A 25,003-nucleotide genomic window follows, 5' to 3' on the forward strand; every position below is an offset into this window, starting at 1 on the left:
GGCGGATCGGCTAGTCGTTCATGGGGGTCATGGGCAGGCGCGGGTCGACCTGCTGCCCCTCCCAGGTCTGGCGCACCCAGGTGTGGTGGGGGTCGTCGGTCATGAGCCACACGGAGTCCTCGGCGGGGCCGGCCATGACGTTGAGGTAGTACAGGTCGTAGCCCGGGGCGGCCACGGAGGGGCCGTGGTAGCCGTAGGGCATGACGACGACGTCGCCGCCGCGCACCTCGGTGCACACGTCGATGTCGTGGCCGGGTGAGGGGTAGATGCGCTGGAGCGCGAAGCCCTCGGCGTCGCCCTCGCCGGTGCGGACCTGGTAGTAGTAGATCTCCTCCAGGACCCGCTCGACCTCGGAGTGCTCGTCGTGCTTGTGGGGCGGGTAGGAGGACCAGTTGCCCCCGGGAGTGAGCACCTCGCAGGCCAGCAGGTGAGAGGTCTCGACGTCGTTGCCCAGGGCGTAGTTGTTGACCTGGCGCGAGGAGGGACCGGCACCGCGCAGACCGGTGCCGACCTCGGAGCGCGGACAGTAGCGCAGTGGCTTGTCGGTGGTGGCCTTGGAGCCGGGAAGGGCGATGCGGGCGCCGTCGGCACTGGTGAGGGTCACCTCGGTGCGACGGGGGACGTAGACGTAGTCGGTGATATCGGTGAAGACGGACTGGCGCCCGGCGACCTCGAAGGTCTCACCATTCGCCTCGACGACGCAGCCGCCGGACAGGGGCAGGACGAGGTACTCGTGCTCACCGGCGGGCACGGTCAGGGGCCTTCCGGGGGCGAGTGCCACCACCCGCAGGGAGGACCACTCCCAGCCGGCACGCTCGGGGGTGAGGTCGAGCTCGTAGCTGTCGTGGGCGAGGTCGCCAGCGCGGATGACGTAGCGGGACTGGCTCGACGTCTCGGGCTGGGCGGGGCGGTGGGTGTGACCCATGGTGGTGCTCCTTCGACTCCTAGGTGGTTCGTACGGATTGTCTCGTATGTGGGATCGGGTCGGAGCCGTTCGACGCTGTCGCACGACTCAGGCGCTTCTCTCGGGCTGCGGTCTCACGTGCCCTGCGGCCTGCTCACAGCAGGGCGACGGCGGCGTCGACGGCCGCCTCGACGTCGTCGTTGCGGGGATAGAGCAGGGAGCGGCCCACGACCAGGCCTCTGACGTTGGGAAGCTCGAGGGCCGCGGCCCAGGAGGCCCGGGTGGCCTCGGGGTCGGCGGAGACCTCGCCACCCAGGATGAGGCTGGGCAGGGATGTGGAGGCCATGACCCGCCGCATCGAGGCGGGCTCACTCACGCAGGGCAGCTTGAGCCAGGTGTGGGCCGAGCTGCGCCCCAGCGCCTGGGCGACGCAGATGGAGCGAATGACGGCCTCCTCGCTGAGGTCGTTGACGGCGCGCCCGTCCTCCCAGCTGGAGATGAAGGGCTCGATCATGGCGTTCAGCCCGCGCTCGGACAGGGAGTCGATGGCCCTGGCGCTGGCCTGGAGAGTGGAGGCGCTGCCGGGATCGGCGTAGTTGATGCGGGTGAGCATCTTGCCGCCGTCGAGGTGTGAGGCCTCGATGCCCTCGGCGTCGTAGGCGCCGAAGCGGTCGTCCATCTCGAAGGAGGCGCCCTGGAGGCCGATCCGGTTCATGGAGCCCCAGACGAGCTTGCCGTCCAGGGCGCCCAGGAGCGCCAGGTCCTCGATGATCTCGGCGGTGCCGAGGAAGCCATTGACGCCGGGACGGGACAGCGCCGTCACGCAGCGCTGGAGGAGGTCCTCGCGGTCGGCCATCGCCAGAGGCCTATCCCCCGCCCCGAGCGCTCCGCGAGCGGGGTGGTCGCAGGCGATGACCATGAGGCGTCCGACGCCGGCCAGGCCGACGCGGGGGCGCTGGGCCAAGGCCCAGCCGATCTGGCCGGGGTCGGTGGCCCGGACCTCGGTGACGGCATCCGTCAATGGCCTGGGACCCCCGCCGGGAGCAGTGCCGAAGGCGGCGGGAGTGAGGGTCGCGCTCATCAGGGTCTCCTCACAGGTCCGTCAGGCCCGGGGCCACCTCGTCGCGGCGGGAGCGCATGAGCGCGAGCAGCTCGGACTCGGTGGGCATGGCGGTGGAACACTCCAGGCGCGAGGAGACGATGGCGCCGGCGGTTGAGGCCGCGAAGATGGTCTTCTCCAGGGACCAGCCCGACAGCAGGCCGTGGCAGATGGCCCCGCCGAAGGCGTCTCCGGCACCCAGGCCGTTCTTCGTGTCCACCGACGTCACGGGCATCTCCACCCGCTCGGTGCGGGTCTTGGCCAGCGTCCCCTCAAGCCCCTGCTTGACGATGGCCAGTTCGACACCGGCCTCCAGGAGGGCGTCGGCCGCCCGCTCGGGCTCGCTCTCGCCAACAGCGACCTCGCACTCCTCACGGTTGCCGATGGCGACGGTGACCTTGGGCAGGATCTTGGAGACCTCGCGGTGGGCCGTCTCCTTGTCCTTCCAGAACATGGGGCGGTAGTCGAGGTCGGCGATCGTGAAGGGCTTCCGGTCACGGGCCCCCAGAGCCGCGTGGTGGGACGAGCGCGAGGGCTCCTTGCTCAGTCCGGTCACCGAGATCCAGAAGATGGAGGCGTCGCGAATGGCCTCCAGCGGCAGGTCGTCCCAGGTCAGCTCCAGGTCCGGGGCCGAGGGCTCGCGGTAGAAGTAGAGGGGGAAGTCATCCGGTGGGAAGATCTCGCAGAAGGTGACCGGGGTGTTGTAGGCGGCCTTGGTGACGACGTGACGGTCGTCGACTCCCAGGCGGCGCATCTCGGTGTGCACGAAGCGTCCGAAGGGGTCGTTGCCCACACCGGTGACGACGGCAGAGCAGTGCCCGTAGCGGGCGGCGGCCACGGCCACGTTGGTGGGGCTACCTCCAAGGAACTTGCCGAAGCTCTCCACGTCCTCCAACCCGACGCCGACCTGGAGAGGGTAGATGTCGATGCCACAGCGCCCGATGGTGAGCACGTCGAGCTGATCGCTGCCTCCGGGCAGTCTCTTGGGCGCGACCGCCTCAGCCACCTCATTCGTCTCAGTTCTTGCTGTTGCTGCTGTCGTCACGGTGATCGCGTCTCCACATCCTTGGGGCCCGCAGGACTCCAGGAGTGGGACCCGCGCCGGGCGTCACAGCGAAGCCTGCCTCACCGCAGACCCCAGGTCAAGCATTTGTCAGAACATTTGACGTCCGATGGCCGCCTTGCGCCCTCGATACGACCATCGATATAAACAATCGTTATGACGATGGCGCGTGACATCGACACACGCCCTCCGTATGCTCAACCATCATCACGTCTGACGCACAGGCTTATCTCATGTCCGATTCAGCATCCCCCTTCGCCCTCGACATCACGATCGATCGCTCCTCCAAGACACCGCTGCACACACAGATCTCCGAACCCCTGGCCTCACTCATCCTCGACGGCACACTGTCTGCCGGCACCCGCCTCGAGGACGAGCTCTCCATGGCCAAGCGCCTGGAGGTCTCCCGCCCCACAGCACGCCAAGCCCTTCAACACCTGGTGGACCGCGGTCTGGTCAAACGCCGTCGGGGCGTGGGAACGATCGTCTCCCCCATGCACGTCCACCGGCCGATGCAGCTGACCAGCCTCCTGTCGGACCTGTCCGCGGCCGGCCACACGACCTCCACCACCGTCCTGGACTACACCGCTCGTGAGGCCGACGCCGAGGACGCCGAGCACCTCGAGGTGGAGGAGGGCACCGCCACCATCTCCTGCACCCGCATCCGCTGCGCCGACGGCGAGCCGATCGCGGTCCTGTCCAACCTCATGCCGGCCTCCATCGCCCCCACCCTCGAGGAACTGGAAGCGGGAGGGCTCTACGACCTTCTGCGCGCCAAGGACATCATCCCGACCACCGCCAAGCAGGTCATCGGCGCCCGCAACGCCACCGCCCGCGAGGCCGAGCAGCTCCACGAGCGCCGTCGCGCCGCCCTGCTGACCGCCACCCGCATCACCTACGACCAGTCCGGGCGCGTCATCGAGTACGGCCAGCACATCTACCGAGCCTCGCGCTACACCTTCGAAACCTCCCTGTTCTCGAGCTGACCTTTGAGGCCGACGCCGGTTCCCGCGAAGGCAGCACCGCGACTCTCAGGAATCTTTGTCCTGACAAATGGTTGACAGACGGAACCGGACACACTTCAATAGGGGCTACCGGACCGCGGCTGCAAGGACGCCTGCGCGGATGAACCCGAAAGAGAGCACAGAACAGATGAGTATCGAATACACTCCCGGCCCCCTTCTCGACGCCGCTCGCAACACGCCCACCGCACTGTGGAACGACTCGGCCGACCCCAACGAGCTGCGCCAGTCCATCTCCTTCGGCGGCGTGGGCGCCACCTGCAACCCCACCATCGCCTACACCTGCATCAACCAGCGTAAGGACGTGTGGATCCCCCGCATCGCCGAGCTAGCCGAGGAGATGCCCGAGGCCACCGAGTCCGAGATCGGCTGGCAGGTCGTGCGTGAGATGAGCATCGAGGCCGCCAAGCTGCTCGAGCCCATCTTCGAGGAGCACAAGGGCCGCAACGGCCGCCTGTCCATGCAGACCGACCCGCGTCTGGCCCGCAGCGCCAAGGCCCTGGCCGACCAGGCCGAGGAGTTCTCGAACCTGGCCAAGAACATCATCGTCAAGATCCCCGCCACCTCCGTGGGCGTCAAGGCCATCGAGGAGGCCACCTACCGGGGTGTGTCGGTCAACGTGACGGTCTCCTTCTCAGTGCCCCAGGCCGTGGCCACCGGTGAGGCCATCGAGCGAGGCCTCAAGCGCCGCGAGGCCGAGGGCAAGGACGTCTCCACGATGGGCCCGGTCGTCACCCTCATGGGCGGCCGCCTGGACGACTGGCTCAAGATCGTGGCCAAGCGGGACAAGCTCTTCCTCGACCCCGGCCACCTGGAGTGGGGCGGTGTGGCCGCCCTCAAGCGCGCCTACCAGGAGTTCCAAGTCCGGGGTCTGCGCGCCCGCGTGCTGTCGGCCGCCTTCCGCAACGTGCTGCAGTGGTCCGAGCTGGTCGGTGGAGACCTGGTCGTCTCCCCGCCCTTCGCCTGGCAGAAGCTCATCAACGATTCCGGCTACAAGGCCGTTGAGCGCATCAACGAGCCCGTGGCCCCGGAGATCATGAAGACGCTCCTGTCCATCCCCGAGTTCGTGCGCGCCTACGAGCCCGACGGCATGACGCCTAAGGAGTTCGACTCCTTCGGTGCCACCCGCCGCACCCTGCGCGGGTTCCTCCAGGCCGACGCCGACCTCGACGCCCTGGTGCGCGACGTCATCATGCCCCAGCCCTGATCGACCCCAGTGAGGATCGTCCGGGTCCCGGTGGGGGCCCGGACGATCAGAGCAGCGCCCGCCGCGCCGGGCGGGTCCACGACACGTTCAGAACGTTCCGCGCCGTCGACCCGCCCTCCCCCGAGATCCACTCACCACCACCGACCAGCACAGACACGTACTCATACGCAGAAGGAGCAAGGATGCTCTCCATCGCCGTCATCGGCGCCGGCCGCATCGGCCACGTCCACGCCAAGACCATCTCCGCCCACCCCCAGGCCCAGCTAGCACTGGTCTGTGATCCCTTCGAGGACGCCGCGGAGAGGCTCGCCGCCACCTACGGGGCCCGATCCTGCAAGGAGGCCGAGGAGGTCTTCGCCGACCCGGAGATCGACGCCGTCATCGTCGGCTCGCCCACGCCGCTGCACATCCCCCACCTGCTGGCCGCCGCCAAGACCGGCAAGGCGGTCCTGTGCGAGAAGCCGATCGCCCTGGACATGAAGGACGTCGAGGCGGCCCGCTCCGAGCTCGACGCTGTCACGACGCCCGTCATGTTCGGCTTCAACCGCCGCTTCGACCCCAGCTTCGCCGCCGCCCGCGCCGCGGTCGAGGCCGGCAGGATCGGCGACATCGAGCAGCTGACCATCATCAGCCGTGACCCGGCCGCCCCACCGGCGGAGTACATCAAGGTCTCCGGCGGCATCTTCCGCGACATGACCATCCACGACTTCGACACCGCCCGCTTCTTCCTGGGTGAGATCGAGGAGGTCTACGCCGCCGGGCAGAACCTCGACCCCGCCCTGAGGGGCACTGGCGACTTCGATGCCGCCGTCGTCACCCTCAAGGCGGCCTCGGGCGCCGTGGCCACCATCATCAACAATCGCCACTGCTCCTCCGGCTACGACCAGCGCCTCGAGGCCTCGGGGCGCGAGGGCGCACTGTTCGCCGAGAACATCCGTGCCACCACGGTGCGCCTGTCCAACGGCGAGGTCACTGACGCTCAGGAGCCCTACCTCGACTTCTTCCTGGAGCGCTACGCCGACGCCTACCGCATCGAGCTGAGCGCCTTCATCGAGGCCGTCGAGGCCGGCACCACGCCTCCCACCGGCATCGACGACGCCATCGCCGCCCTGCGCCTGGCCGAGGCCGCCACGGAGTCGGCCCACTCCGGCCAGCCGGTACGCCTGAGCTGATACATGTAGAGGCCGGCGATCGCCGAGGCCTATTGCGTATGTCCGTGGTGAAGGCACGGCCCTCTTCGGTCGCCAAAGGCATGACGGGTGTTCTCCTCCTTCAGGAGGAGAACACCCGTCATCCGTCTCCTCCGAAAGGTCGAATCTCATCCACCTGGAGGTTGCGAACCGACTCTCCGATTCCGCCCGGCGGCTGAGGAAACCTACAGCGCTGTGTCGTTAGCGTTGTAGGGGTCCGGGCGCCGCGGGAGCGGGGCCCGGACCGGGCCCACCGGCCGGTGTGAGCCGGGCAGGGGCCCATCACCGCCCGCAAACCACTCTCGTCTCGGCTATGGCGGGCATGGAGACCGACCGACGACCACTCAACGACTGTTTAACGACCACTGACATCGCAAGGAGAGTCACCCCCTGATGAGACCCACATCCCTGGCCGCGCGGAAGGCAGGCGCGGCCCTGGCAGTCCTGATGCTGTCGACCGCCCTGACGGCCTGCCAATCAGACGGCTCCACCGACGCCGCCGCACCCACAGCCACCAACCAGGTCAGCACCCCGGCCGGCAACCCCACCAACGGCAGCACCACCAGCCCCACCGACGGCGGCTCCGCCGATGGCAGCACCTCAGACGGCAGTGCCACCACCGGCTCCACCGCTGGTTCCCAGGGTGATGCGCCCCAGGGGCTGGAGAGCTTCTACAGCCAGACCATCGACTGGCAGGACTGCCCGGACAGCGCCTCCTTCAAGTGCGGGACCGTCACCGTCCCGGTGGATTATGAGCACCCGGACGGCCAAACCATCACCATCGCACTGAAGAAGCTCCCCGCCTCCGACGGCGACGCCGAGCACGGCTCCCTGTTCAACAACCCCGGAGGCCCCGGCCTCAGCGGCATCGAGCCAATGAAGGACCCTTCCTCCATGCCCGAGAGCCTCCGGACAGGTTACGACATGATCGGGTTCGACCCTCGTGGAGTGGGGCAGTCCACCCCGATCACCTGCTGGAGCGAGGACGAGATCAAGCAGTACCTGGCCAATCCCAACGACCCCAACAACCCGGCGAACTGGATCGAGGACGTCACGTCCAAGAACATGACGCCCCAGGAGAAGTTCGACCGGGGTGCGTCCAATGCTGCCAGGTGCGCCCAGCACTCACAGGTCCCTGAGCTGCTCGACCACGTCGGCGCCCGCGACGTCGCCCGTGACCTGGACGTCCTGCGCGCCACCAACGGCAACGCAAGACTGAACTACCTGGGCACCTCCTACGGCACCTACATCGGAGCCCTCTACGCCGACCTCTTCCCGGGCCGCGTCGGACGCATCGTCCTGAACGGGGCCATGGACCCCTCGAAACGATCGACCGATGAGAGCGGAGCCGAGACGACAGCCTTCAAGGAAGGTGTTCTGCGTCAGTATGTCGAGCACTGCCGGGCCCAGAGCGCCTGCCCCCTGACCGGCTCCACGGACGAGGCGGTCGCCCAGCTGGCCGCCTTCGTCGACGGCCTGGACAAGAACCCGCTGACCACCCCGGACTCCGACACCACCGTCAACACAATGGACGCCACCGTCAACACAATGGACGCCACCGTCATCATCCAGGAGCTCGCCGTCGCACAGCCGGACTGGGAGGCACTGACCGCCATGCTCACCCCGGCGATGATCAACCACGACGGCACCCTCATGGCCAAAGCGATGCAGAGCTTGTCCGAACTGTCGCCGGAGACGGCTGACGAGGCGATGGACAGCACCGCCAACCGACAAATCATGTTCACCGCGGTCATCTGCAACGACAATCCCGACACGGGCGCCACCGCTTCCGAGTGGGACGCGCAGGCAGCCGCTGAGAGGAAGGCCCACCCCTTCTTCGGCGGCACCTCGAGCGGTACGGAGGCCTACTGCCGTGGCTGGGGGCACCGGGGGACGACCCCGCCCCAGGAGACCCGCGCTGAGGGCTCGGCCCCGATCCTCGTCATCGGGATCACCGGCGATATCCAAACACCTTACTCCTGGTCGCAGAGTCTGGCCGGTCAGCTGGACAACGGCCACCTGTTCACCGTCCAGGGCTACGGGCACGGCACCTTCGCCTGCGCCAGGCCGGCCGCGATCGACTTCCTCGTCAACGGGACCATCCCAGCAGAAGGCGCCACCTGCACCGCCGGCACCCAACCCGCCGCCGGCGACCCCAAACCGGCCGAGGGCTGACAGACAGCACCACACCCACGAAACCGGGGCCTCGGGTCCACTCCCAACGGGTGGATCCGAGGCCCCAGGGGTGTCCGCAACGAACCGGGCACTCGGCCGCGGCTCCGAGATCACCCCTACCCTCGTACCTTCACAACACGACCTAATTCTCCTCGCGCAAGCGATAGGTGAAGGAGTGGGACTGCCCCACCGCCAGGGCGATGAGGCCCTCGCCGCTGTTAAAGGCGTTGGGTGGGCAGGTCATGGGCTCGATGGCCACTCCCGGCCGGGAGAGCTCATCGGCGGTGTAGGCCTGCACCCAGGGGGTGTCCGAGCTCATGACGACGGCGCGATCCCCCTGCCCACCACGCAGACTCACCTCCCAGACGCCCTCGGGCAGGCAGGTGTAGGCGTTGTCCGTCTGAGTCGTTCCGACGAGCCGGCCGCCCCGCCAGTCCCAGTCGGTGCCCTGAACGCTGCGCCGGTGCGTGGGCGCCATATGCTCATCAACGTCGAGGACCTCGGCCGCCGGGATGGTCAGGACGCAGTCGTCCAGAGGCACCGAGCGCGTCAGGTAGGGGTGGCAGGAGACACCGTAGGGGGCGGAGGCGAGCTCACCGTCGACCTCAAGAGCTCCCGGGACCGGCGGTGCGGGGCGGGCCGCGCCGACATTGGTGGCGGTCACCGTGACGCCCAGCCCGTGCTCGGCGTCGAGCTGGAAGAGAGCGCTGACCTCCAGGCTCCAGGGGTAGCCGTAGGAGGCGAGCAGGCTCAGCTCGAGGACCACCTGACTGCGGGGGGCGCCGTCGTCGGGGCCGGAGGGGTCGTCATCGGCGACCTGCCAGTCCATCCAGCCGGCCAGGCCATGGAGGGCCGAGCCGCTGGCCGGCTCGTTGCAGGCCACGAGGTACTCGGCTCCCCCGTAGTCATATCGGGCCCCGGCGATGCGGTTGGCCCACGGCAGCAAGGTCTTGCCCTGCCAGCCGGCGGGCAGCGCGGTCTCGGCGTCGAAGGGCATGATGAGGTCGCGTCCCTGCCGACGCAGATGGACGAGCATGGCCCCCGACGAGGCGATGCGCGCCTCGTAGTCGCCGGCGACCAGGTCGATGAGTTCTCCGTTGATCATGGTTCCTGTCCCGTGTGCGGGGCCTGAGCCCCTTCAGTATTGGTTTCACAGTTGGTTTCACAGCTGCCGTCACAGTTGGCATCACCGTACGCCACGCACAGCCCGCGGCGAGGTCATTCATCCCGGCACCGATGATTCACGCAGCACGGGCCGTTGTGTCCCGAATGACCAAGTCGGGTACCACTCGATAGAGACGCCCTCCCAGGCGCCGGTTCTCACCGGCGACCTCCGCCGGGATCCGTCCGTCCTGGCCGTCCTGGTCGGGGTGCATGCGGGCCAGCAGTGCCCGCACCGCCACCTCGGCGATGAGGCCGGCGTCCTGGCGCACCGTGGTCAGGGAGAAGGCCGAGGCCGCAGTCACCGGGATGCCGTCGTAGCCGGTGACGGCCACGTCCTGCGGCACTCGCACGCCCTGGCGACGCAGCTCCATGAGAGCCCCGACGGCGCAATGATCGTTGAAGCACAACAATGCCTCGGGCAGCTCGCCGGTCTCGATGAGGCGGCGGGCCGCCATCGCACCACTGTCCTCACCCCCTCCCCCGGGCACCACCCGCACACCACCTCCCAGACCGTGCCGCTCCATCGCTTGACCGAATCGCTTCACCCTCCGCCTCGCAGCGGTCTCCCGCCCGCCGTCCACATGGGTGATATGACGACGCCCTGTGTCGACCAGATGATCGACGAGCAGCTGAATACCGACGTCGTCGCGGGAATGGATCTCGTCGACGTCGCTCAGCTCGGTGCTGCTGCCGATGAGCACCGCCGGGGTACGGTCCACGAGGTGGGCCAGGGCGTCCACGGAGATATCGGGATCGATGAGGATGATGCCCTCGCAGCGCTCCAGCAGTAGGGAGCGCAGCCCATCGGCCACGTCACGGTGTGGGGTGGAGGTAGCCAGGACCAGGCCGTGCCCCAAAGCAGAGGCGGCCTGGTAGAGCCCATCCACGACGAGCCCCTGGTAGGCCTGACCGATGGCGAAGCTGGCGCCGATGAGCCCGGTGTGGCTGCGGCGCAGGAACTGGGCGCGCGGGTCAGCCTGGTAGCCGAGTTCGGCGGCGATGCGCAGGATCTCCTGGCGGGTCTTCCCGGCGACGCCGTCGGAACCGTTGAGAGCCGCCGAGACGGTGGAGATGGAGCGTCCGGCGTGCTCGGCCACGGTCCTGATCGTGACCCGACCGTCGCGTCCTCGAGGTCCTTTCACCGCAGACGTATCCCTTCCCACACCGTTGTGCCTACCGATCCCGCACGTTGCGCAAGACCCGGCACCCGACAGCGGGCACCGTTCTCCCCAATCTTAGCCGACAACGCCGTTTCAGCAGATAGATGACCACTCATAGGTCTACGCTATCCTACCTGTCGGCTACAGCAGAGAGTCGGTTGACTGGCACACGACCCGCGACGACATGCGGATGGAGAGCACTCGAGCAGTGCCGCCCAAGGCCCTGACTCGCACTGTCGGGATTCACATCCACCTTTCATCTTGTCAGGACAAAGGTGGTCTGATATTTTCCGATGACGCCATTAATGGCGGGGGCTTCCCGGGCCTTCCGGGCGCACCTCCTCACACGCAGCAGCCGACAGTGTTGTCGGAAAGGAACCTTATGACCGACAGGAGAATACTGGGCATCGGAGTCATCTCCCTGGGGTGGATGGGACGGCTTCATGCCCGCAGCTACCGTGCCATCGCCGAGCGCTTCCCCGAGCTGGGCGTGGTCCCACGTCTGATCGCAGCCGCCGACCCGGTGGACCAGGTACGCCAGGAGGCGGTGGACAACCTGGGCTTCGAACGCGCCTACGCCGACTACCGCGAGCTGCTGGCCGACCCCGAGGTGGAGGCGGTCTCCATCTGCGCCCCCAACTTCCTCCACCACGAGATGGCCCTGGCATCCATCAAGGCCGGCAAGCCCTTCTGGATCGAGAAGCCCATGGGGGTCAGCGCCGCACAGTCCCGTGAGATCGCCCGGGCCGCCGAGAAGGCCGAACTGGCCACCGCCGTCGGCTTCAACTACCGCCACACCCCGGCGATCGAGTACCTGCGCTCCCTGGTGCGGGGTGGCGACCTCGGCCGCATCACCAACGTTCGCGTCTGGTTCATCGCCGACTACAACTCCTCACCCCTGGGCCCCCTGACCTGGCGGGCCTCGAAGGAGAAGGCCGGGGCCGGCGTCGTACCCGACCTCATGAGCCACGGGGCAGACCTGGCCCAGTACATCGTGGGTCGCATCGCCTCGGTCACCGCGGTCACCGACACCTTCATCACCGAGCGCCCCATCCCCACCAAGATGGGGATCGGCCACTCCGGCTTCGAGATCGGCGACGAGGTCGGCCCGGTGGAGAACGAGGACTACGTCTCCATGCTCGTGCGCTTCGAGAACGGCACTGTGGGCACCATGGAGTCCTCCCGCGTCAGTGTGGGACCGCGCGCCGAGTACGTCGTCGAGGTCTACGGCACGAAGGGCTCGGCCCGATGGAACTTCGAGCGCCTTAACGAGCTGGAGATCTGCCCCGTGCTCGACGGCGGCGCCTCCCACGGCTACACCCGCGCCATGGCCGGCCCCCAGTGGGGCCAGTGGCAGCGCTTCCAGCCCGCCATCGGCACCTCCATGGGCTTTGACGACATGAAGACCATCGAGGCCGCGCAGTTCATCGAATCCATCATCACCGGCAAGCAGATCGCACCGTCGGCAGCCGACGCCTGGTGCGCCGCGGAGGTTGACGAGGCCGTCGTCGCCTCGGCCGCCGATGGCCAGTGGCACGAGGTGCCCCGTGTCGAGGGCCGGACTACCTTCGACTCCTGAGCCACCCCTCTTTACCACCCCACACACCGACACACATCACATCCATCACGACCATCCTGCGGCACCGTTGCCGCAGGCCTGAGAGGAGACCCCCTATGTCACAGGGAGTCACGACGTCCCTGCGTGGACTGACCAGAGAAGAGCTCAATGAGGCGGTGGCCAAGACCCCGGCCTCGGGCAGGCACCGCGGCGTCGTCGCCATCGCCGCCGTGGCCACGCTCGGCTCACTGCTCTTCGGCTACGACACCGGCGTCATCTCCGGCGCCCTGCCATACATGTACATGCCATTCGCCGCCAAGGGCCTCCAGCTGACCTCCTTCGAGGAAGGTGCTATCGGAGGCACCCTGCTGGTCGGGGCCGCTTTGGGCGCGCTGCTGGGCGGGCTCATGTCCGACCGGTGGGGCCGGCGACACAACATCACGGTCCTGGCCGCCCTGTTCTTCATCGGCGCGATCGGAACCACCATCGCCCCCAACGTGTGGGTCATGTACCCCTTCCGCGTCGTCCTGGGTTTCGCCGTCGGCGCCGCCTCCGCAACGGTTCCCGTCTACCTGGCAGAAACGGCACCCAAACGCATCCGCGGCTCCATCGTGGCCATCGACCAGCTCATGATCGTCACCGGCCAGCTGCTCGCCTTCTCGATGAACGCCATCATCAACTCCCTCCAGGGCGGCCCGAGGATCACCATCGCCAACGACCCCAGCGGGCACTTCTCCCCCGGCACCTACGTCTTCGATGAGATCACCAAGCTCCAGACCTCCAAGGGCGGCCCGATGACCGGCGACGAGTACCACGCCTTCCTCGACCAGCTCAGTATCAGCGCCGGCAACGGTGAGGCCTGGCGCTACATGCTCGTCCTGTGCTCCATCCCGGCCGTGGCCCTGTGGATCGGCATCCGTCTCATGCCCGAGTCCTCACGCTGGTACCTGGCCAAGGAGCGTCTCTACGACGCCATCGGCTCCCTCAAGCGCGTGCGCGTCCCCGAGAAAGACGGCCCCATCGAGGATGAGATCATGGAGATGGTCGAGGCCCGCCAGCATGAGAAGGAGGAGGAGTCCCAGCGCAAGGGCTTCAGCCACGTCATAGCGACGCCCTGGCTGCGCAAGCTGCTCCTGGTCGGTATCTTCCTGGCGGTCATCAACCAGACCACCGGCGTCAACACCATCATGTACTACGCCCCCAAGGTGCTGGAGTACGCGGGCATGTCGACCTCGGGCTCCATCACCGCACAGGTGGCCAACGGTGTCATGTCGGTCATCGGTTCGGCCATCGGAATCTGGCTCATCCTGAGGTTCCGCCGCCGTCAGGTGCTCATCGGCGACGCCATCGGCGTGGGCGTCACCCTGCTGGGCATCGCCGCGACCTTCCAATTCTTCATCGCCCCGCACATGGCCGACCACACCGCCCCGCCCGCCTGGGCCGCCTACCTCATCCTGGGGCTCATGGCCCTCTTCATGCTCATCGTGCAGTCCTCCAACGGCACGATCGTGTGGACGATGATGGGCGAGATCTTCCCGGCCAACGTCCGCGGCATCATGAATGGGACCTCCATCTTCTGCATGTGGACCGCCAACGCCATCATCACCTGGACCTTCCCGTCCATGATGGAGACTCTTGGCGGCGGTATCACCTACGCCATCTACGGCGTGCTCAACCTGGTCGTGGCCGTCATTCTGTTCAAGATCATGCCGGAGACCAAGGACAAGTCCCTCGAGGAGATCGAGGTCGAGATGGAGAGGCTCTATTCCTGACCCCTCCCCAACGACACGCGCTCCCGGGAGGTAAATTTGAGGCTTGTCAGGACAAAGCCCTGTTGCTAGGTTCGACGCACGGACCCACCGCCCGGCACCGACGCCGGCACCCCTCCCGGGAGCGCGCCATTGGCGGATGCGAGTCGACGGCGCAGGGCCTTGGGCTCATCGTCCGTCACTCAACCACTGACCATCACCACGCCAGCAAGACTCCTGGCCGGCCCCAACCAGACCAGCCCAACCAGACACGGAGCAACGATGTCCTTCACCCTCGACCCCGCAACCGCAATCTGCGACCCCCACGGCATCTCCTGGGGCATGCACCCCATCACCTGGCGCAATGACGACATCCCCGAGGTCGGCGCATTCAACACCCTGGAGGACATGCTCCTCGACCTGGCCGACACCGGCTTCGCCGGCACCGAGTGCGCCGGCTTCTTCCCGCCCAAGGAGGAGGTCAAGGCCTCCGCAGAGGCCCGCGGCATCAGGATCGTCGCCCAGTGGTTCTCCTCCTTCATCCTGCGCGACGGCGTCGAGGCCGTCGCCCCCGACTTCGAGGCCACCTGCGCCTACCTGGAGTACCTGGGCGCCACCCGCGTCGTCGTCTCCGAGCAGACCGGCTCGGTCCAGGGAATCCGTGACGTCTGCATCTTCACCAACAAGCCGGTGCTCACCGAGGAGCAGTGGCCGGTTCTGGCCGAGGGCCTCAACCGCCTGGGCGACATCGCCCACGCCCACGGCCTCGAGCTCGTCTACCACCACCACCTGGGCACGATCATCCAGACCAAGCAGGAGACCATCCGCCTCATGGAGCTGACCGACCCGGCCAAGGTCTCCCTCCTGTTCGACACCGGCCACGCCTATGTGGGTGACGGCGACGTCATGGGACTGCTGGAGGCCACCATCGACCGCGTCAAGCACATCCACTTCAAGGACGTGCGCCCCGAGAAGATGGAGGAGTCCCGGGCCGCTGAGCGCTCCTTCCTCGACTCCTTCCTGGCCGGCATGTTCACCGTCCCCGGTGACGGCACGATCGACTTCACCGTGCCTTACAAGTTCCTGGTGGACCACGGCTACCGCGACTGGATCCTGGTGGAGGCCGAGCAGGACCCGGCCATCGCCAATCCCCTGGAGTACGCCCGCAAGGCGCGCGCCTACCTTGAGGGGACCCTCTTCAAGGCCTGAGACGTCACAGATCGATCCGGCCCCCCTCCTGGTCGCCCCCATCGGCTGACGCCTCACGACGATGCTCCCGACCTCCACCGGTCGGGGGCATCGTCGTTCCTCCCTTCATGATGCAGCCGACCACTGACCCGTTGCTTCCGTGACCTCCCTGGACTACCGGGTCAACGTCTCAGCCTCCTCGCCGGCTCGGAAGCGCTCAAGCATCATCGGTCTGGTTCTGCCCAACCTGAGCAATGCCTTCTTCGAACAGATCGCCGCCTGTCTGGGCCGGGCGGCCGCCCAGCGCAGCCTCGCCCTGTTCGTCACGGTCGGCTCCGACCAGCCCGAGGACCTCCTGGACGAGCACGCGGTGGCCCTGGTGCGCCGCCGCGCCGGACTCACGCCCGACGACGGACCGGACACCGGGAGCGAGGCCCACAGCGTGATCCTGAAGCCACAGCCCATCACCCGGACCTCGTCCCTGGGACGCTGAAGGCGCCCCCGGGACGAGGCCGTGCAGCATTCGCCTCAACTCAGACCGAGATCACTTCGGAGCGGTCAGCGCCGCCATCGTGACGTAGTTGTAGGGCTTGTTGAAGTGCGGAAGGAAGAAGATGTCCAGCAGGGCGAGCTTGTCGATGGTGAGCTTCTCCTGGATGGCCAGGGAGAAGGTGTGGATCATCATCGAGATGTCCTCCTGAGAGGCCATCTGGCAGCCCAGGAGGACGCGGCTGGTGCGGTCGAAGACGATCTTGATGGTCACCGGGTGGTTCGGGATCTGCATGAACTCCGGGCGCTGGAGGTCGGTAAACTCGGTGATCACCGGGTCGTAGCCGGCCTCACGGGCCTTGGCCGAGGTCAGACCGGTGGAGACCATCTTGAGGTCGTAGATGCACACGCCGTTGGAGCCCTGGACACCGGCGGACTCGAGCGCGGTACCGCACGCGTTGTGGGCAGCCACCACACCTGAGCGCACGGCATTGGTGGCCAGGGCGATGTAGCTCGAGGCGTCGGCGGCGTTGTCGTGGACGGTGGCGCAGTCGCCGATGGCGTAGACGTCCTCGCGACTGGTGCGCTGGTGGAGATCAACGAGGTAGGCGCCGTTGTCGAAGAGCTCGAGCGACTCCCGGCCCAGCTCGTTGTTGGGGCGGAAGCCCGTGGAGACGACGACCATGTCGACGTCGAAGGTCTCCTTGTCGGTGACCAGGCGCTCGACGCGACCGTCACCCTCGACGGCGACCGCCCTCTGCCCCAGGGCCAGCCGAATGCCGTGCTCAGCGAGGGTCTGGCGCATGCGCTCACCGAAGTCGGGGTCGTAGTAGCCCTCGAGGGGTACCTGGGCGACGTCAATGAGTGTGACCTCGCGCCCGAGGCGCTCGAAGGCCTCGGCGAGCTCAACGCCGATGTACCCGGCGCCGATGACGGCGATACGCCTGATGGACTCGTCCTGGAGCTTGTCCACCATCTCAGCGGCGTTCTGGTAGAGCTTGATGAACTGGACGTTGTCCAGGGTGGCCTTGAACTCCCGGGTTCCCTCGACCAGCTCAAGGCCCGCGATCGATGGGACGATCGGCGAGGAGCCGGTGGCCAGGATGAGCTTGTCGTAGCTCTCAGTGCGGGCCACGCCGTCGGCGACGACGTGGACCTCCTTGGCATCGAAGTCAACGGACTCGACGGCGGTGCGCATGTGGACGGTGGCACCGGCGGCCTCGAGCTGGGCCTTGTCGGAGTAGAACAGACCCTCCGATCCGTCGATCTGCTGCCCCACCCACAGGGCGATGCCGCAGCCGAGGAAGGAGATGTTCGAGTTCTGGTCGAAGACCACAACCTCGTTGTCCGCTCCGTAGCTGCCCAGAATAGTTTTGACACAGGCCGTACCGGCATGGTTGGCGCCGATGACGACGATCTTGCTCATGGTCGGGTTCCTTAAGATCGGGGAGCGTGAGGCACCACCATCCCAGTAGTCCCCACCAACTCCGTTTTATATAGATCCTACATAGGTCGCACCTTAACGGCGATGAAACATCCGCGTGACTTCAAGGAACAACTCCCTCCTCGACTCACCCCTCGAACAGCCCACCGCCCCACCCTCCGACTTTTGGCGGAGCCCTGAGAACCCAACCGAGAACAACCACCCACCCCTTCTCACAGCCACACAGAACGGCCGGTTTTGTCAGGACAAATTGCAAGATCGACTGACATCACCGTGACCGACCAGTCAGACTGATATCACAACTTCACGCGCGTGAATTCATGGCGGCACCATCCGCCATCAACCACCCACCAGTCGAAGAGGCCACCCGAGACAACCATGAGCACCACACCCCTATCGGTCGCCGTCATCGGCGCCGGAATGGCCGGCACCACCGGCGCCAACGCCTGACGCCAGGTCGGCACCGTCTTCGACCCGGGCCTGCCGCAGATCCATCTGCACACCACCGCCAACGCCCACCTCCCCTTCACCGAGGATGCCGCCCGGCTCGTCGCCGAGGGCCACCTGGGCGAGTTCAACCACTTCGACGGCCGCTACTGGTGCGACTTCGGAGTGGCCCCCTCCACCCCCATGGCCTGGTGCCACAAAAACCCCATCCGCCTCGAGTTGCACCCGCGCAACCCGGTCTTCAACGCTCCCTTCTTCGAGGGACTCATCGAGGAGACCGGGGCGACCCACATCAAGGTCAACATGGGTCCCTCCCACCTGCTTCCGGCAGCAGATGGACCCGATCGAGGCCACCAACCGCCTGGGTTCCCTCGTGGGACACGTCCACGCCAAGGACACCAGGATCCTCCCCGGCGCCGCCTATCGCGGGGTCCTGGACACCGGCTTCGGCCACGTGCCGGCCGAGGCCGAGGGCAAGGTCCCGGTGGCCTACGGCTGCTGGTGCAACTCCTGGCCCCAGGACCCGGCCTGGCGGTTCGTCGCCCTCGACCTGGAGCACGAGACCGAGTACTGGACCGACTTCCTGGCCACCATCACCGAGGTCGACCAGGAGATGAACGTCAACATCGAGCACGAGGACGCCGAGTACGGCAACGTCGAGGGGCTCCAGAGATCTCCGCACGCATCCTCCTTCAGGCCGCAGCCGGGCTCTGAGCGACCCTGACAAGCGGCCGCGCCGCACGCGCTTCATGACGCCGACGGCAAGGAACCCGCCCCACCCGGTCCTTGCCGTCGGCACCCACCCGCTAGGCTGAGCAAACGTCCTGACAAATCTCGACCCTTCACATCCTTCTCAACGCTGCGAGGCAGGCTCGTGCCCCCCACCTTGACCGCAAACACCTGGATCCTGCTCATGGTCGTCGCGGCCCTGTGCGGTATCGCCAAGACCGCCCTGCCCGGGGCGGCCACCATCGCCGTGGCACTGTGCACCGCGGTCCTGCCGGCCAAGGAGTCCACCGGCGCCATCCTGCTCATGCTCATGACCGGTGACCTGCTGGCCGTGTGGAGCTACCGCCACGACGCCGACTTCCACATGCTGCGCAGGCTCGTCCCGGCGGTCCTGGCAGGAGTCGGCGCCGGCGCCCTGTTCCTGCACCTGGCCTCCAACGACTCCACCCGGCGCCTCATCGGCGTCGTGCTGCTGCTCCTGGTCGTCATCACCCTCCTCCAGCGACGCACGGCCGGCTGGAGTGGGCCCGACGGCACTCCGGCCGCCCAGGCACCGCCCTCACCCGCCCCGGCACTGAGAACGGGCGGGGCGTCCGGAGCACCCGCCACCCACACAGCCGGCAGCGGCCTCGCCCGCCTGGCCTACGGAAGCCTGGCCGGCTTCACCACGATGACCGCCAACGCCGGCGGCCCGGTGACCTCCATGTACTTCCTGGCCTGCCATTACCCGGTCAAGGCATTCCTGGGGACGACGGCCTGGTTCTTCTTCCTGGTCAACCTCGTCAAGCTGCCGTTCTCGCTGTCAGCCGGCCTGATCAACGCCACCACGCTGCCACTGACCGCGATCACCGCTCCGGTCGTCACCATCTCGGCCCTGGCCGGCCGCCGGCTAGCCGAGCACATGGACCAGCGGGTCTTCGAACCGATCATCATCGTGCTGACCGTCCTTTCCGCACTGCCCCTGCTGCGATAGCTCCAGGACCGCCCTCAGCAGGCGACGTCTTATTTCTCCGGTTCCTGGAGCACACTCGGGCCGGGGAGACTCTCGCACAGAATCACCTGCGTGACATCACGTCACCGCCTCACACTAAAGCGTTGACGCAATTTATCCTGACCATTACCATATTTATCAGTATGAAGAGTGCTGCTGGTTTTTATTATGTTGATGTGTCATCAGACGAAGGCACCGGTGACGCTGACAACGGCCCTCACCCTGAAGCGCTCCCGGTTGTAGCCGCCCTGGACGGCGCCGACATCCTCGCCGTCAAGCTGGGGCTATGGGCCTCAGGACTCAGATGCGTCATCGTCTACGCCCTGGCCCCCGCAGCGGGCGCCCTGGGCCCACTGACCATCGGAGCCGCCCTGGTCACCCAGGTGGCGGGCACCGCTGCCTGCCTCAGCGGCGCCCACTCATTGTGGACGCGACGCCACCGCGGCCGTTGTGCCTACGCCCTCATCGCGGCGCTGACCTGCCTGTGCACCCTGATGGCCCTGTTGGCCCCCGCCGGGTTCTAAGCCCATTCACACAGCCCAGCCATGCAGTCCTCGACCACCTTCCTCCCCGCTCCCCCCTCTCGTATCTCACGGACGCTGGCACTCGTCCACCGGTGGCTGTCGGTCGCGATCGGACTGATCCTGGTGACCGTCACCCTCAGCGACGCAGCCGTGACACACCGGGGAGAGATCATGCGCTCACTCAACCCGGCCGCCTACTCCCGCAGCGCAGGCCCCGAGCGGATCTCACTGCCCCAAGCCATCGCGACGATCAAGAGCCGCCACCCGGGCGAGGCCGTTTCCTCCGCCACCCGGACCGACGACGTCATCGAAGTCAGGACCGGGCAGTCGACCTACACGATCGACCCCTCCACCGGAGGCGAGATCGGCAGGATCGCGGCTCCACCGTCCTGGCTCACCACCCTGGACAACCTTCACCACTGTCTCCTGACATGCCCCAGTCACATCCGTTGGATGTCCCAGGAGATCCCTCACACCCGTTGGACGCGGGAGCGCGGTGGTATGACCATCGGCGGCCTCGTCGTCGGAACCGCGGGCATGGTCCTGCTGATCCTCACCGTCAGCGGATTGAGAGTGTGGTGGCCGCTGCAACGCTACCCACGCGCCCCCTTGCCCACCGGCCGGCGCACCAGGCGCCTGTCGAGGGACACCGACCTGTTCAAGGCGGCCGGACTGGTCGTGCTGCCCCTGCTGTTCCTGTGGGGGTACTACGCCCTCGACCTCCGCTCCGTCCGGCAGGCATCCCTGACCACCGCGGCGGGAACCGAGACGATGGCCGCACAGGCCAGCACCAGTCCGGGGCAGGACGGGGACCAGGACATCGGTCCACGCCGCGCCGTCGCCGCGGCTCAGGAGACGCGTCCCGGCAAACCGGTCGCCCTGTTCCTCCCCGAGCCGGATGACTCGTCGTCGGCCTACACGGTCTGGCTCTCCCAGGGACCACCGGGTTCCTGTGGCCGGGTCCTCGGCAGCGTCGTGGTGAGCGTCGACCCCGGCACTGGGCGGACCATAGTCCCATCCGCGCCTCCCCATGAGCCGAGCGCTCGGGCCGGGTAGGCCCGGACACCCTTTGCATGTGCCCGGTCCCACATCACAAGACGGACTGAGACCGGGCCTTTGGTCGCAGACACCCCAAGGGTAGGGGCACAATCGGACCCGTACGGCACCGGAATGAGCCGGCGCCCCTGACTCCAAGACAACGCGAGAAGGACCCAACGTGGCGCGCAGCATCTACATCGCCTCACCCAACGCCGGAACCGGAAAGTCAACGGTGGCCCTCGGACTGGTCTCCTGCCTGACCAAGGTGGTCGCCAAGGTCGGCGTCTTCCGTCCCTTCGTGGAGAGCCGTGAGGGCGACGCCTTCCTCGCCCTCCTGCTGAGCCGTGCCGGCTCCACCACGCCCGCCGAGCAGTGCGTCGGCGCGACCTGGGACGAGTTCCACGCCGACCCCGAGGAGGCCCTGGCCCGTATCGTCGACGCCTACCGGGCCCTGGCCCGCGAGCACGACGTCGTCATCATTGACGGCTCGGACTTCACCGACGTCGCCGGCAACCCCGAGCTGGCCCTCAATGCCCGGGTCGCAGCCAACATCGGCGTGCCGGTCCTGCTGGTGGTCTCCGGTCAGCACGATGTGGAGGACGTCGTCGGCTCCGTGGAGGTCTCCATGGCCGAGATCGCCGACAACCACGCCCGCACCGTCGCGGTCGTGGCCAACAAGTGCCACCCCGATACCCGCCGGTCCATCAGCGAGGCCCTGGCGGCCGTCGAGGGCATCACCTCCACCACACTGCCCGAGGTGCCTCTCCTGGCCGCCCCAGCGGTGCACGAGGTGCTGGACGCCGTCGAGGGCACGCTCATCGCCGGTGACGAGACCCTCCTGGACCGCGAGGCCGAGTCCGTCCTCGTGTGCGCCATGGACGTATCCCACGTCCTGGAGCGTCTGACCGCCGGACAGATCGCCATCGTGCCGGCCGACCGCTCCGCCATGCTCATCTCACTCATGGCGGCTCAGGCCTCCTCCAGTTTTCCGATCCTGTCCGGCCTGATCCTCAATGGCGGCTTCGAAGTGGCGCCCCACGCGCTGCGCCTCCTGGAGGGCCTGAACGTCAATATCCCCGTCATCACCTCCCCGATGGACACCTTCACCGCGGCCTCGGCAGCCGGCTCACTGCAGGGCCTGCTCGCCCACGGCTCCGAACGCAAGATCGACGTGGCCGTGACCACCTTCGAGCAGGAGGCCGACGTCGACGCCCTCCTGTCCGCCCTGGAGGTCGAGCCCTCCGAGGTCGTCACCCCCATCATGTTCCAAGCCGAGCTGGTGGAGCGCTCGCGCGCCGACCGCAGGACGATCGTCCTGCCCGAGCCCGACGACGACCGGGTCCTGCGGGCCGCTGACGCCATCCTGCGCCGCGGCATCGCCGACCTGGTGCTGCTGGGCGATGAGACCATCGTGCGCGCCCGCGCCACTGAGCTGGGCCTGGACATCGCCGCCGCCCGGGTCATCGCCACCAACGACCCCGAGCTGCTGGAGAAGTACGCCGAGGAGTTCGCCCGCCTGCGCGCCAAGAAGGGCGTCACCCTGGAGCAGGCCCGCGAGAAGGTCCAGGACGTGTCCTACTTCGGCACGATGATGGTCCACATGGGAGACGCCGACGGCATGGTCTCGGGCGCCGCCCACACCACCGCCCACACGATCGTCCCCTCCTTCCAGATCATCAAGACCAGGCCGGGGACCTCGATCGTCTCCTCGGTTTTCCTCATGCTCCTGCAGGACCGGGTGCTCGTCTACGGCGACTGCGCCGTCAACCCCGAGCCCAACGCCGCCGAGCTGGCCGATATCGCCATCTCCTCGGCCGCCACCGCCCGTCAGTTCGGTGTCGAACCGCGCGTGGCGATGCTGTCCTTCTCCACCGGGACCTCCGGCAAGGGCGCGGACGTCGACAAGGTCCGCGAGGCCACCGAGCTGGTGCGGGCCAAGGAGCCAGACCTCGCCGTCGAGGGCCCCATCCAGTACGACGCCGCCATCGACCCGACCGTGGCCGCCAAGAAGGCCCCCGACTCGCTCGTGGCGGGGCGGGCCAATGTCTTCATCTTCCCGGACCTGTCCAGCGGCAACATCGGTTACAAGGCGGTCCAGCGCTCCTCGGGCGCCATCGCCATCGGCCCGGTCCTCCAGGGCCTCAACAAGCCGGTCAACGACCTCTCGCGCGGCGCCCTGGTGGAGGACATCATCAACACCGTCGCCATCACCGCCGTCCAGGCCCAGGGCTGAGCCCTTCAGCGGTGCGGGGCCGGGGCGCGGCCCCGCACCGCTGAGGCTCACCCAGGATCCTCACCAGTCATCCAGTCATCCAGTCATCCCCGCGTTCGTCCCCGACCGTTCTTGAAAGGCACCCCGTGACTCAGCGCACCGTCCTCGTTATCAACTCCGGCTCCTCCTCCATCAAGTACCAGCTGGTCGACCCCGACTCGGGGGCCTCGCTCGCATCCGGCCTGGTGGAGCGCATCGGCGAGGAGACCGGCGCCATCACGCACAAGCACGGCCAGGAGCGCACCGAGATCACCGAGCCGGTCCCCGACCACGGCTTCGGCCTGTCCGAGGTGCTGCGCCTGTTCGAGGATCAGGGCCCCTCGCTGGCCGACGCCCACATCGTGGCCGTGGGCCACCGGGTCGTCCAGGGCGGGCGCTACTTCTCCGGCCCGGCCCTCATCGACGACGACGTCGTGGCCCGTATCGAGCAGCTCGTGCCGCTGGGCCCACTGCACAACCCCGCCCACCTCAAGGGCATCGAGGTGGGGCGCCGCCTCCTGTCCGACGTGCCGCACGTGGCCGTCTTCGACACCGCCTTCTTCCAGGACCTTCCCGAAGAGGCCGCCCGCTACGCCCTGGACCGCGAGGTCGCCGACACCTACTCCATCCGCCGCTACGGGGCTCACGGCACCAGCCACCAGTTCGTCTCCGGGGCCGTCTCCGAGCTCCTGGGACGCGACGACCTCAAGCAGGTCGTCCTGCACCTGGGCAACGGGGCCTCGGCCTCGGCGGTCGTGTCCGGCCACGCCGTGGACACCTCCATGGGCCTGACCCCGTTGGAGGGCCTGGTCATGGGCGGGCGCACCGGCGACATCGACCCGGCCGCCGTCTTCCACCTGGCACGCGTGGCCGGTATGTCGATCGAGGAGATCGACCAACTGTTCAACCGCGGCTCGGGCATGAAGGGCCTGGCCGGTGACAACGACATGCGCGAGGTGTGGAAGCGCATCGGCGCCGGCGAGCAGGAGGCCCGCGAGGCCATGAACATCTACCTGCACCGCCTCGTGAAGTACGTGGGCGCCTACACCGCCGTCATGGGAGGCCTGGACGCACTGACCTTCACCGCCGGCATCGGGGAGAACGACGCCAACCTGCGCCGCGAGATGTGCGAGCGCCTGGCCTTCATGGGCGTGGAGATCGACGCCGAGCTCAACACGACCCGTTCCGACGAGCCGCGCGTCATCTCCACCCCGGACTCGAGGGTCACGGTGCTCGTGGTGCCCACCAACGAGGAGCTCGCCATCGCCCGCCAGGCGCTCACCCTCATCTGAGGGGCCCGGGAGCACTCGTCGTCGGGCTGCGCCGCACCGGGGCATCACGCGTGGTGCCGCACCTGTCCCCCTCGGGGGACGGTGGCGGCATCACGTCCGTCCCCCGAGGGGGACAGCCGGGCCGACGGCGAAGCGCCCGCCCCGTCCCGCAGGCTTACATGGAGTCATGAGCACAGCACCCATGACTGCAGCAATGACTGCACCGATGGGCGCCCACAGGGCGCCCACACCATCGATGATGACCCGTTCCGAGCCGCCGACGATCAACTACGCCGTGCCGACCCGTGGGCCGGCGGCCGCGGCCGGGCGTGCCCCGGCAC

The 25,003-nt window shown here is 67.7% G+C and carries 20 protein-coding genes and 1 pseudogene; 14 read left to right on the forward strand and 7 right to left on the reverse strand.

The window, feature by feature from the left end; genetic code table 11:
• Positions 1-10: 10 nt before the first annotated feature.
• The 3 genes from iolB to iolC all read right to left on the reverse strand — a co-directional run bounded on the left by iolB (position 11) and on the right by iolC (position 3,009).
• Positions 11-925, reverse strand: a complete 915-nt coding sequence (iolB, locus tag RWR81_RS03520) for a 5-deoxy-glucuronate isomerase (protein ID WP_314454460.1) — start codon at positions 923-925, stop codon at positions 11-13.
• 133 nt (positions 926-1,058) lie between these two features.
• Positions 1,059-1,985 carry a deoxyribose-phosphate aldolase gene (locus tag RWR81_RS03525; RefSeq protein WP_314454466.1) on the reverse strand — a complete coding sequence of 309 codons (927 nt, stop codon included), beginning with the start codon at positions 1,983-1,985 and terminating at the stop codon, positions 1,059-1,061.
• A gap of 10 nt (positions 1,986-1,995) precedes the next feature.
• Positions 1,996-3,009, reverse strand: a complete 1,014-nt coding sequence (iolC, locus tag RWR81_RS03530) for a 5-dehydro-2-deoxygluconokinase (RefSeq protein WP_314454527.1) — start codon at positions 3,007-3,009, stop codon at positions 1,996-1,998.
• A gap of 290 nt (positions 3,010-3,299) precedes the next feature.
• Between iolC and RWR81_RS03535 the strand changes: the two genes are divergently transcribed.
• The 4 genes from RWR81_RS03535 to RWR81_RS03550 all read left to right on the forward strand — a co-directional run bounded on the left by RWR81_RS03535 (position 3,300) and on the right by RWR81_RS03550 (position 8,660).
• A complete protein-coding gene (locus RWR81_RS03535; protein WP_314454469.1) occupies positions 3,300-4,052 on the forward strand; it encodes a GntR family transcriptional regulator in 753 nt (250 codons plus the stop codon).
• 166 nt (positions 4,053-4,218) lie between these two features.
• Positions 4,219-5,295 carry a transaldolase family protein gene (locus tag RWR81_RS03540; protein WP_314454473.1) on the forward strand — a complete coding sequence of 359 codons (1,077 nt, stop codon included), beginning with the start codon at positions 4,219-4,221 and terminating at the stop codon, positions 5,293-5,295.
• Between the two features lie 182 nt (positions 5,296-5,477).
• Complete coding sequence (gene iolG, locus RWR81_RS03545) at positions 5,478-6,467, forward strand: inositol 2-dehydrogenase (protein ID WP_314454475.1); 990 nt, start codon at positions 5,478-5,480, stop codon at positions 6,465-6,467.
• Between the two features lie 411 nt (positions 6,468-6,878).
• On the forward strand, positions 6,879-8,660 hold the full coding sequence (locus RWR81_RS03550) for an alpha/beta hydrolase (protein WP_314454478.1): 1,782 nt from the start codon (positions 6,879-6,881) through the stop codon (positions 8,658-8,660).
• Between the two features lie 142 nt (positions 8,661-8,802).
• Here the strand turns inward: RWR81_RS03550 and RWR81_RS03555 are convergent, their stop codons facing one another.
• Complete coding sequence (locus tag RWR81_RS03555) at positions 8,803-9,765, reverse strand: aldose 1-epimerase family protein (RefSeq protein ID WP_314454481.1); 963 nt, start codon at positions 9,763-9,765, stop codon at positions 8,803-8,805.
• 136 nt (positions 9,766-9,901) lie between these two features.
• The gene (locus RWR81_RS03560; RefSeq protein ID WP_314454484.1) at positions 9,902-10,966 is read right to left on the reverse strand and encodes a LacI family DNA-binding transcriptional regulator; all 1,065 of its coding nucleotides are present in this window, start codon (positions 10,964-10,966) and stop codon (positions 9,902-9,904) included.
• 400 nt (positions 10,967-11,366) lie between these two features.
• Between RWR81_RS03560 and RWR81_RS03565 the strand changes: the two genes are divergently transcribed.
• The 4 genes from RWR81_RS03565 to RWR81_RS03580 all read left to right on the forward strand — a co-directional run bounded on the left by RWR81_RS03565 (position 11,367) and on the right by RWR81_RS03580 (position 15,971).
• Entirely contained in the window at positions 11,367-12,563 is a 1,197-nt protein-coding gene (locus RWR81_RS03565; protein ID WP_314454488.1) for a Gfo/Idh/MocA family oxidoreductase, read from the forward strand.
• Positions 12,564-12,658: 95 nt separating this feature from the next.
• Positions 12,659-14,314, forward strand: coding sequence for an MFS transporter (locus RWR81_RS03570; protein ID WP_314454491.1), 1,656 nt, complete (start codon positions 12,659-12,661; stop codon positions 14,312-14,314).
• Positions 14,315-14,572: 258 nt separating this feature from the next.
• The gene (gene iolE, locus RWR81_RS03575) at positions 14,573-15,499 is read left to right on the forward strand and encodes a myo-inosose-2 dehydratase (protein ID WP_314454494.1); all 927 of its coding nucleotides are present in this window, start codon (positions 14,573-14,575) and stop codon (positions 15,497-15,499) included.
• A 139-nt stretch (positions 15,500-15,638) separates the two neighbouring features.
• On the forward strand, positions 15,639-15,971 hold the full coding sequence (locus tag RWR81_RS03580) for a hypothetical protein (RefSeq protein ID WP_314454496.1): 333 nt from the start codon (positions 15,639-15,641) through the stop codon (positions 15,969-15,971).
• 51 nt (positions 15,972-16,022) lie between these two features.
• On the opposite strand, the gene nox is transcribed toward RWR81_RS03580, so the two are convergent.
• Together nox and RWR81_RS03590 are read right to left on the reverse strand one after the other, a co-directional pair.
• On the reverse strand, positions 16,023-17,393 hold the full coding sequence (gene nox, locus RWR81_RS03585) for a H2O-forming NADH oxidase (RefSeq protein ID WP_314454497.1): 1,371 nt from the start codon (positions 17,391-17,393) through the stop codon (positions 16,023-16,025).
• 411 nt (positions 17,394-17,804) lie between these two features.
• Positions 17,805-17,993 carry a hypothetical protein gene (locus RWR81_RS03590; RefSeq protein ID WP_314454500.1) on the reverse strand — a complete coding sequence of 63 codons (189 nt, stop codon included), beginning with the start codon at positions 17,991-17,993 and terminating at the stop codon, positions 17,805-17,807.
• Positions 17,994-18,071: 78 nt separating this feature from the next.
• Here RWR81_RS03590 and RWR81_RS03595 point away from each other — a divergent pair.
• The 6 genes and pseudogenes from RWR81_RS03595 to RWR81_RS03620 form a co-directional block, all read left to right on the forward strand.
• Positions 18,072-18,572, forward strand: a pseudogene (locus RWR81_RS03595) (sugar phosphate isomerase/epimerase family protein); the annotation flags it as partial.
• A 160-nt stretch (positions 18,573-18,732) separates the two neighbouring features.
• On the forward strand, positions 18,733-19,560 hold the full coding sequence (locus tag RWR81_RS03600; protein ID WP_314454503.1) for a sulfite exporter TauE/SafE family protein: 828 nt from the start codon (positions 18,733-18,735) through the stop codon (positions 19,558-19,560).
• A 161-nt stretch (positions 19,561-19,721) separates the two neighbouring features.
• Positions 19,722-20,102, forward strand: coding sequence for a hypothetical protein (locus RWR81_RS03605; RefSeq protein ID WP_314454507.1), 381 nt, complete (start codon positions 19,722-19,724; stop codon positions 20,100-20,102).
• A 21-nt stretch (positions 20,103-20,123) separates the two neighbouring features.
• Positions 20,124-21,158, forward strand: coding sequence for a PepSY-associated TM helix domain-containing protein (locus RWR81_RS03610; protein ID WP_314454512.1), 1,035 nt, complete (start codon positions 20,124-20,126; stop codon positions 21,156-21,158).
• Between the two features lie 160 nt (positions 21,159-21,318).
• Positions 21,319-23,373, forward strand: a complete 2,055-nt coding sequence (pta, locus tag RWR81_RS03615) for a phosphate acetyltransferase (protein WP_314454515.1) — start codon at positions 21,319-21,321, stop codon at positions 23,371-23,373.
• Between the two features lie 125 nt (positions 23,374-23,498).
• Entirely contained in the window at positions 23,499-24,683 is a 1,185-nt protein-coding gene (locus RWR81_RS03620) for an acetate kinase (RefSeq protein WP_314454518.1), read from the forward strand.
• Positions 24,684-25,003: the final 320 nt, after the last annotated feature.

Source organism: uncultured Actinomyces sp. (assembly GCF_963526355.1).
In the GTDB taxonomy this organism is placed as follows: domain Bacteria; phylum Actinomycetota; class Actinomycetes; order Actinomycetales; family Actinomycetaceae; genus Actinomyces.

Coding starts and splice junctions, on each gene's coding strand:
- iolB (WP_314454460.1), bottom strand. CDS start 925: ATGGGTCACACCCACCGCCCCGCCCAGCCCGAGACGTCGAGCCAGTCC.
- RWR81_RS03525 (WP_314454466.1), bottom strand. CDS start 1,985: ATGAGCGCGACCCTCACTCCCGCCGCCTTCGGCACTGCTCCCGGCGGG.
- RWR81_RS03535 (WP_314454469.1), top strand. CDS start 3,300: ATGTCCGATTCAGCATCCCCCTTCGCCCTCGACATCACGATCGATCGC.
- RWR81_RS03540 (WP_314454473.1), top strand. CDS start 4,219: ATGAGTATCGAATACACTCCCGGCCCCCTTCTCGACGCCGCTCGCAAC.
- iolG (WP_314454475.1), top strand. CDS start 5,478: ATGCTCTCCATCGCCGTCATCGGCGCCGGCCGCATCGGCCACGTCCAC.
- RWR81_RS03550 (WP_314454478.1), top strand. CDS start 6,879: ATGAGACCCACATCCCTGGCCGCGCGGAAGGCAGGCGCGGCCCTGGCA.
- RWR81_RS03555 (WP_314454481.1), bottom strand. CDS start 9,765: ATGATCAACGGAGAACTCATCGACCTGGTCGCCGGCGACTACGAGGCG.
- RWR81_RS03565 (WP_314454488.1), top strand. CDS start 11,367: ATGACCGACAGGAGAATACTGGGCATCGGAGTCATCTCCCTGGGGTGG.
- RWR81_RS03570 (WP_314454491.1), top strand. CDS start 12,659: ATGTCACAGGGAGTCACGACGTCCCTGCGTGGACTGACCAGAGAAGAG.
- iolE (WP_314454494.1), top strand. CDS start 14,573: ATGTCCTTCACCCTCGACCCCGCAACCGCAATCTGCGACCCCCACGGC.
- nox (WP_314454497.1), bottom strand. CDS start 17,393: ATGAGCAAGATCGTCGTCATCGGCGCCAACCATGCCGGTACGGCCTGT.
- RWR81_RS03605 (WP_314454507.1), top strand. CDS start 19,722: ATGAAGAGTGCTGCTGGTTTTTATTATGTTGATGTGTCATCAGACGAA.
- RWR81_RS03610 (WP_314454512.1), top strand. CDS start 20,124: ATGCAGTCCTCGACCACCTTCCTCCCCGCTCCCCCCTCTCGTATCTCA.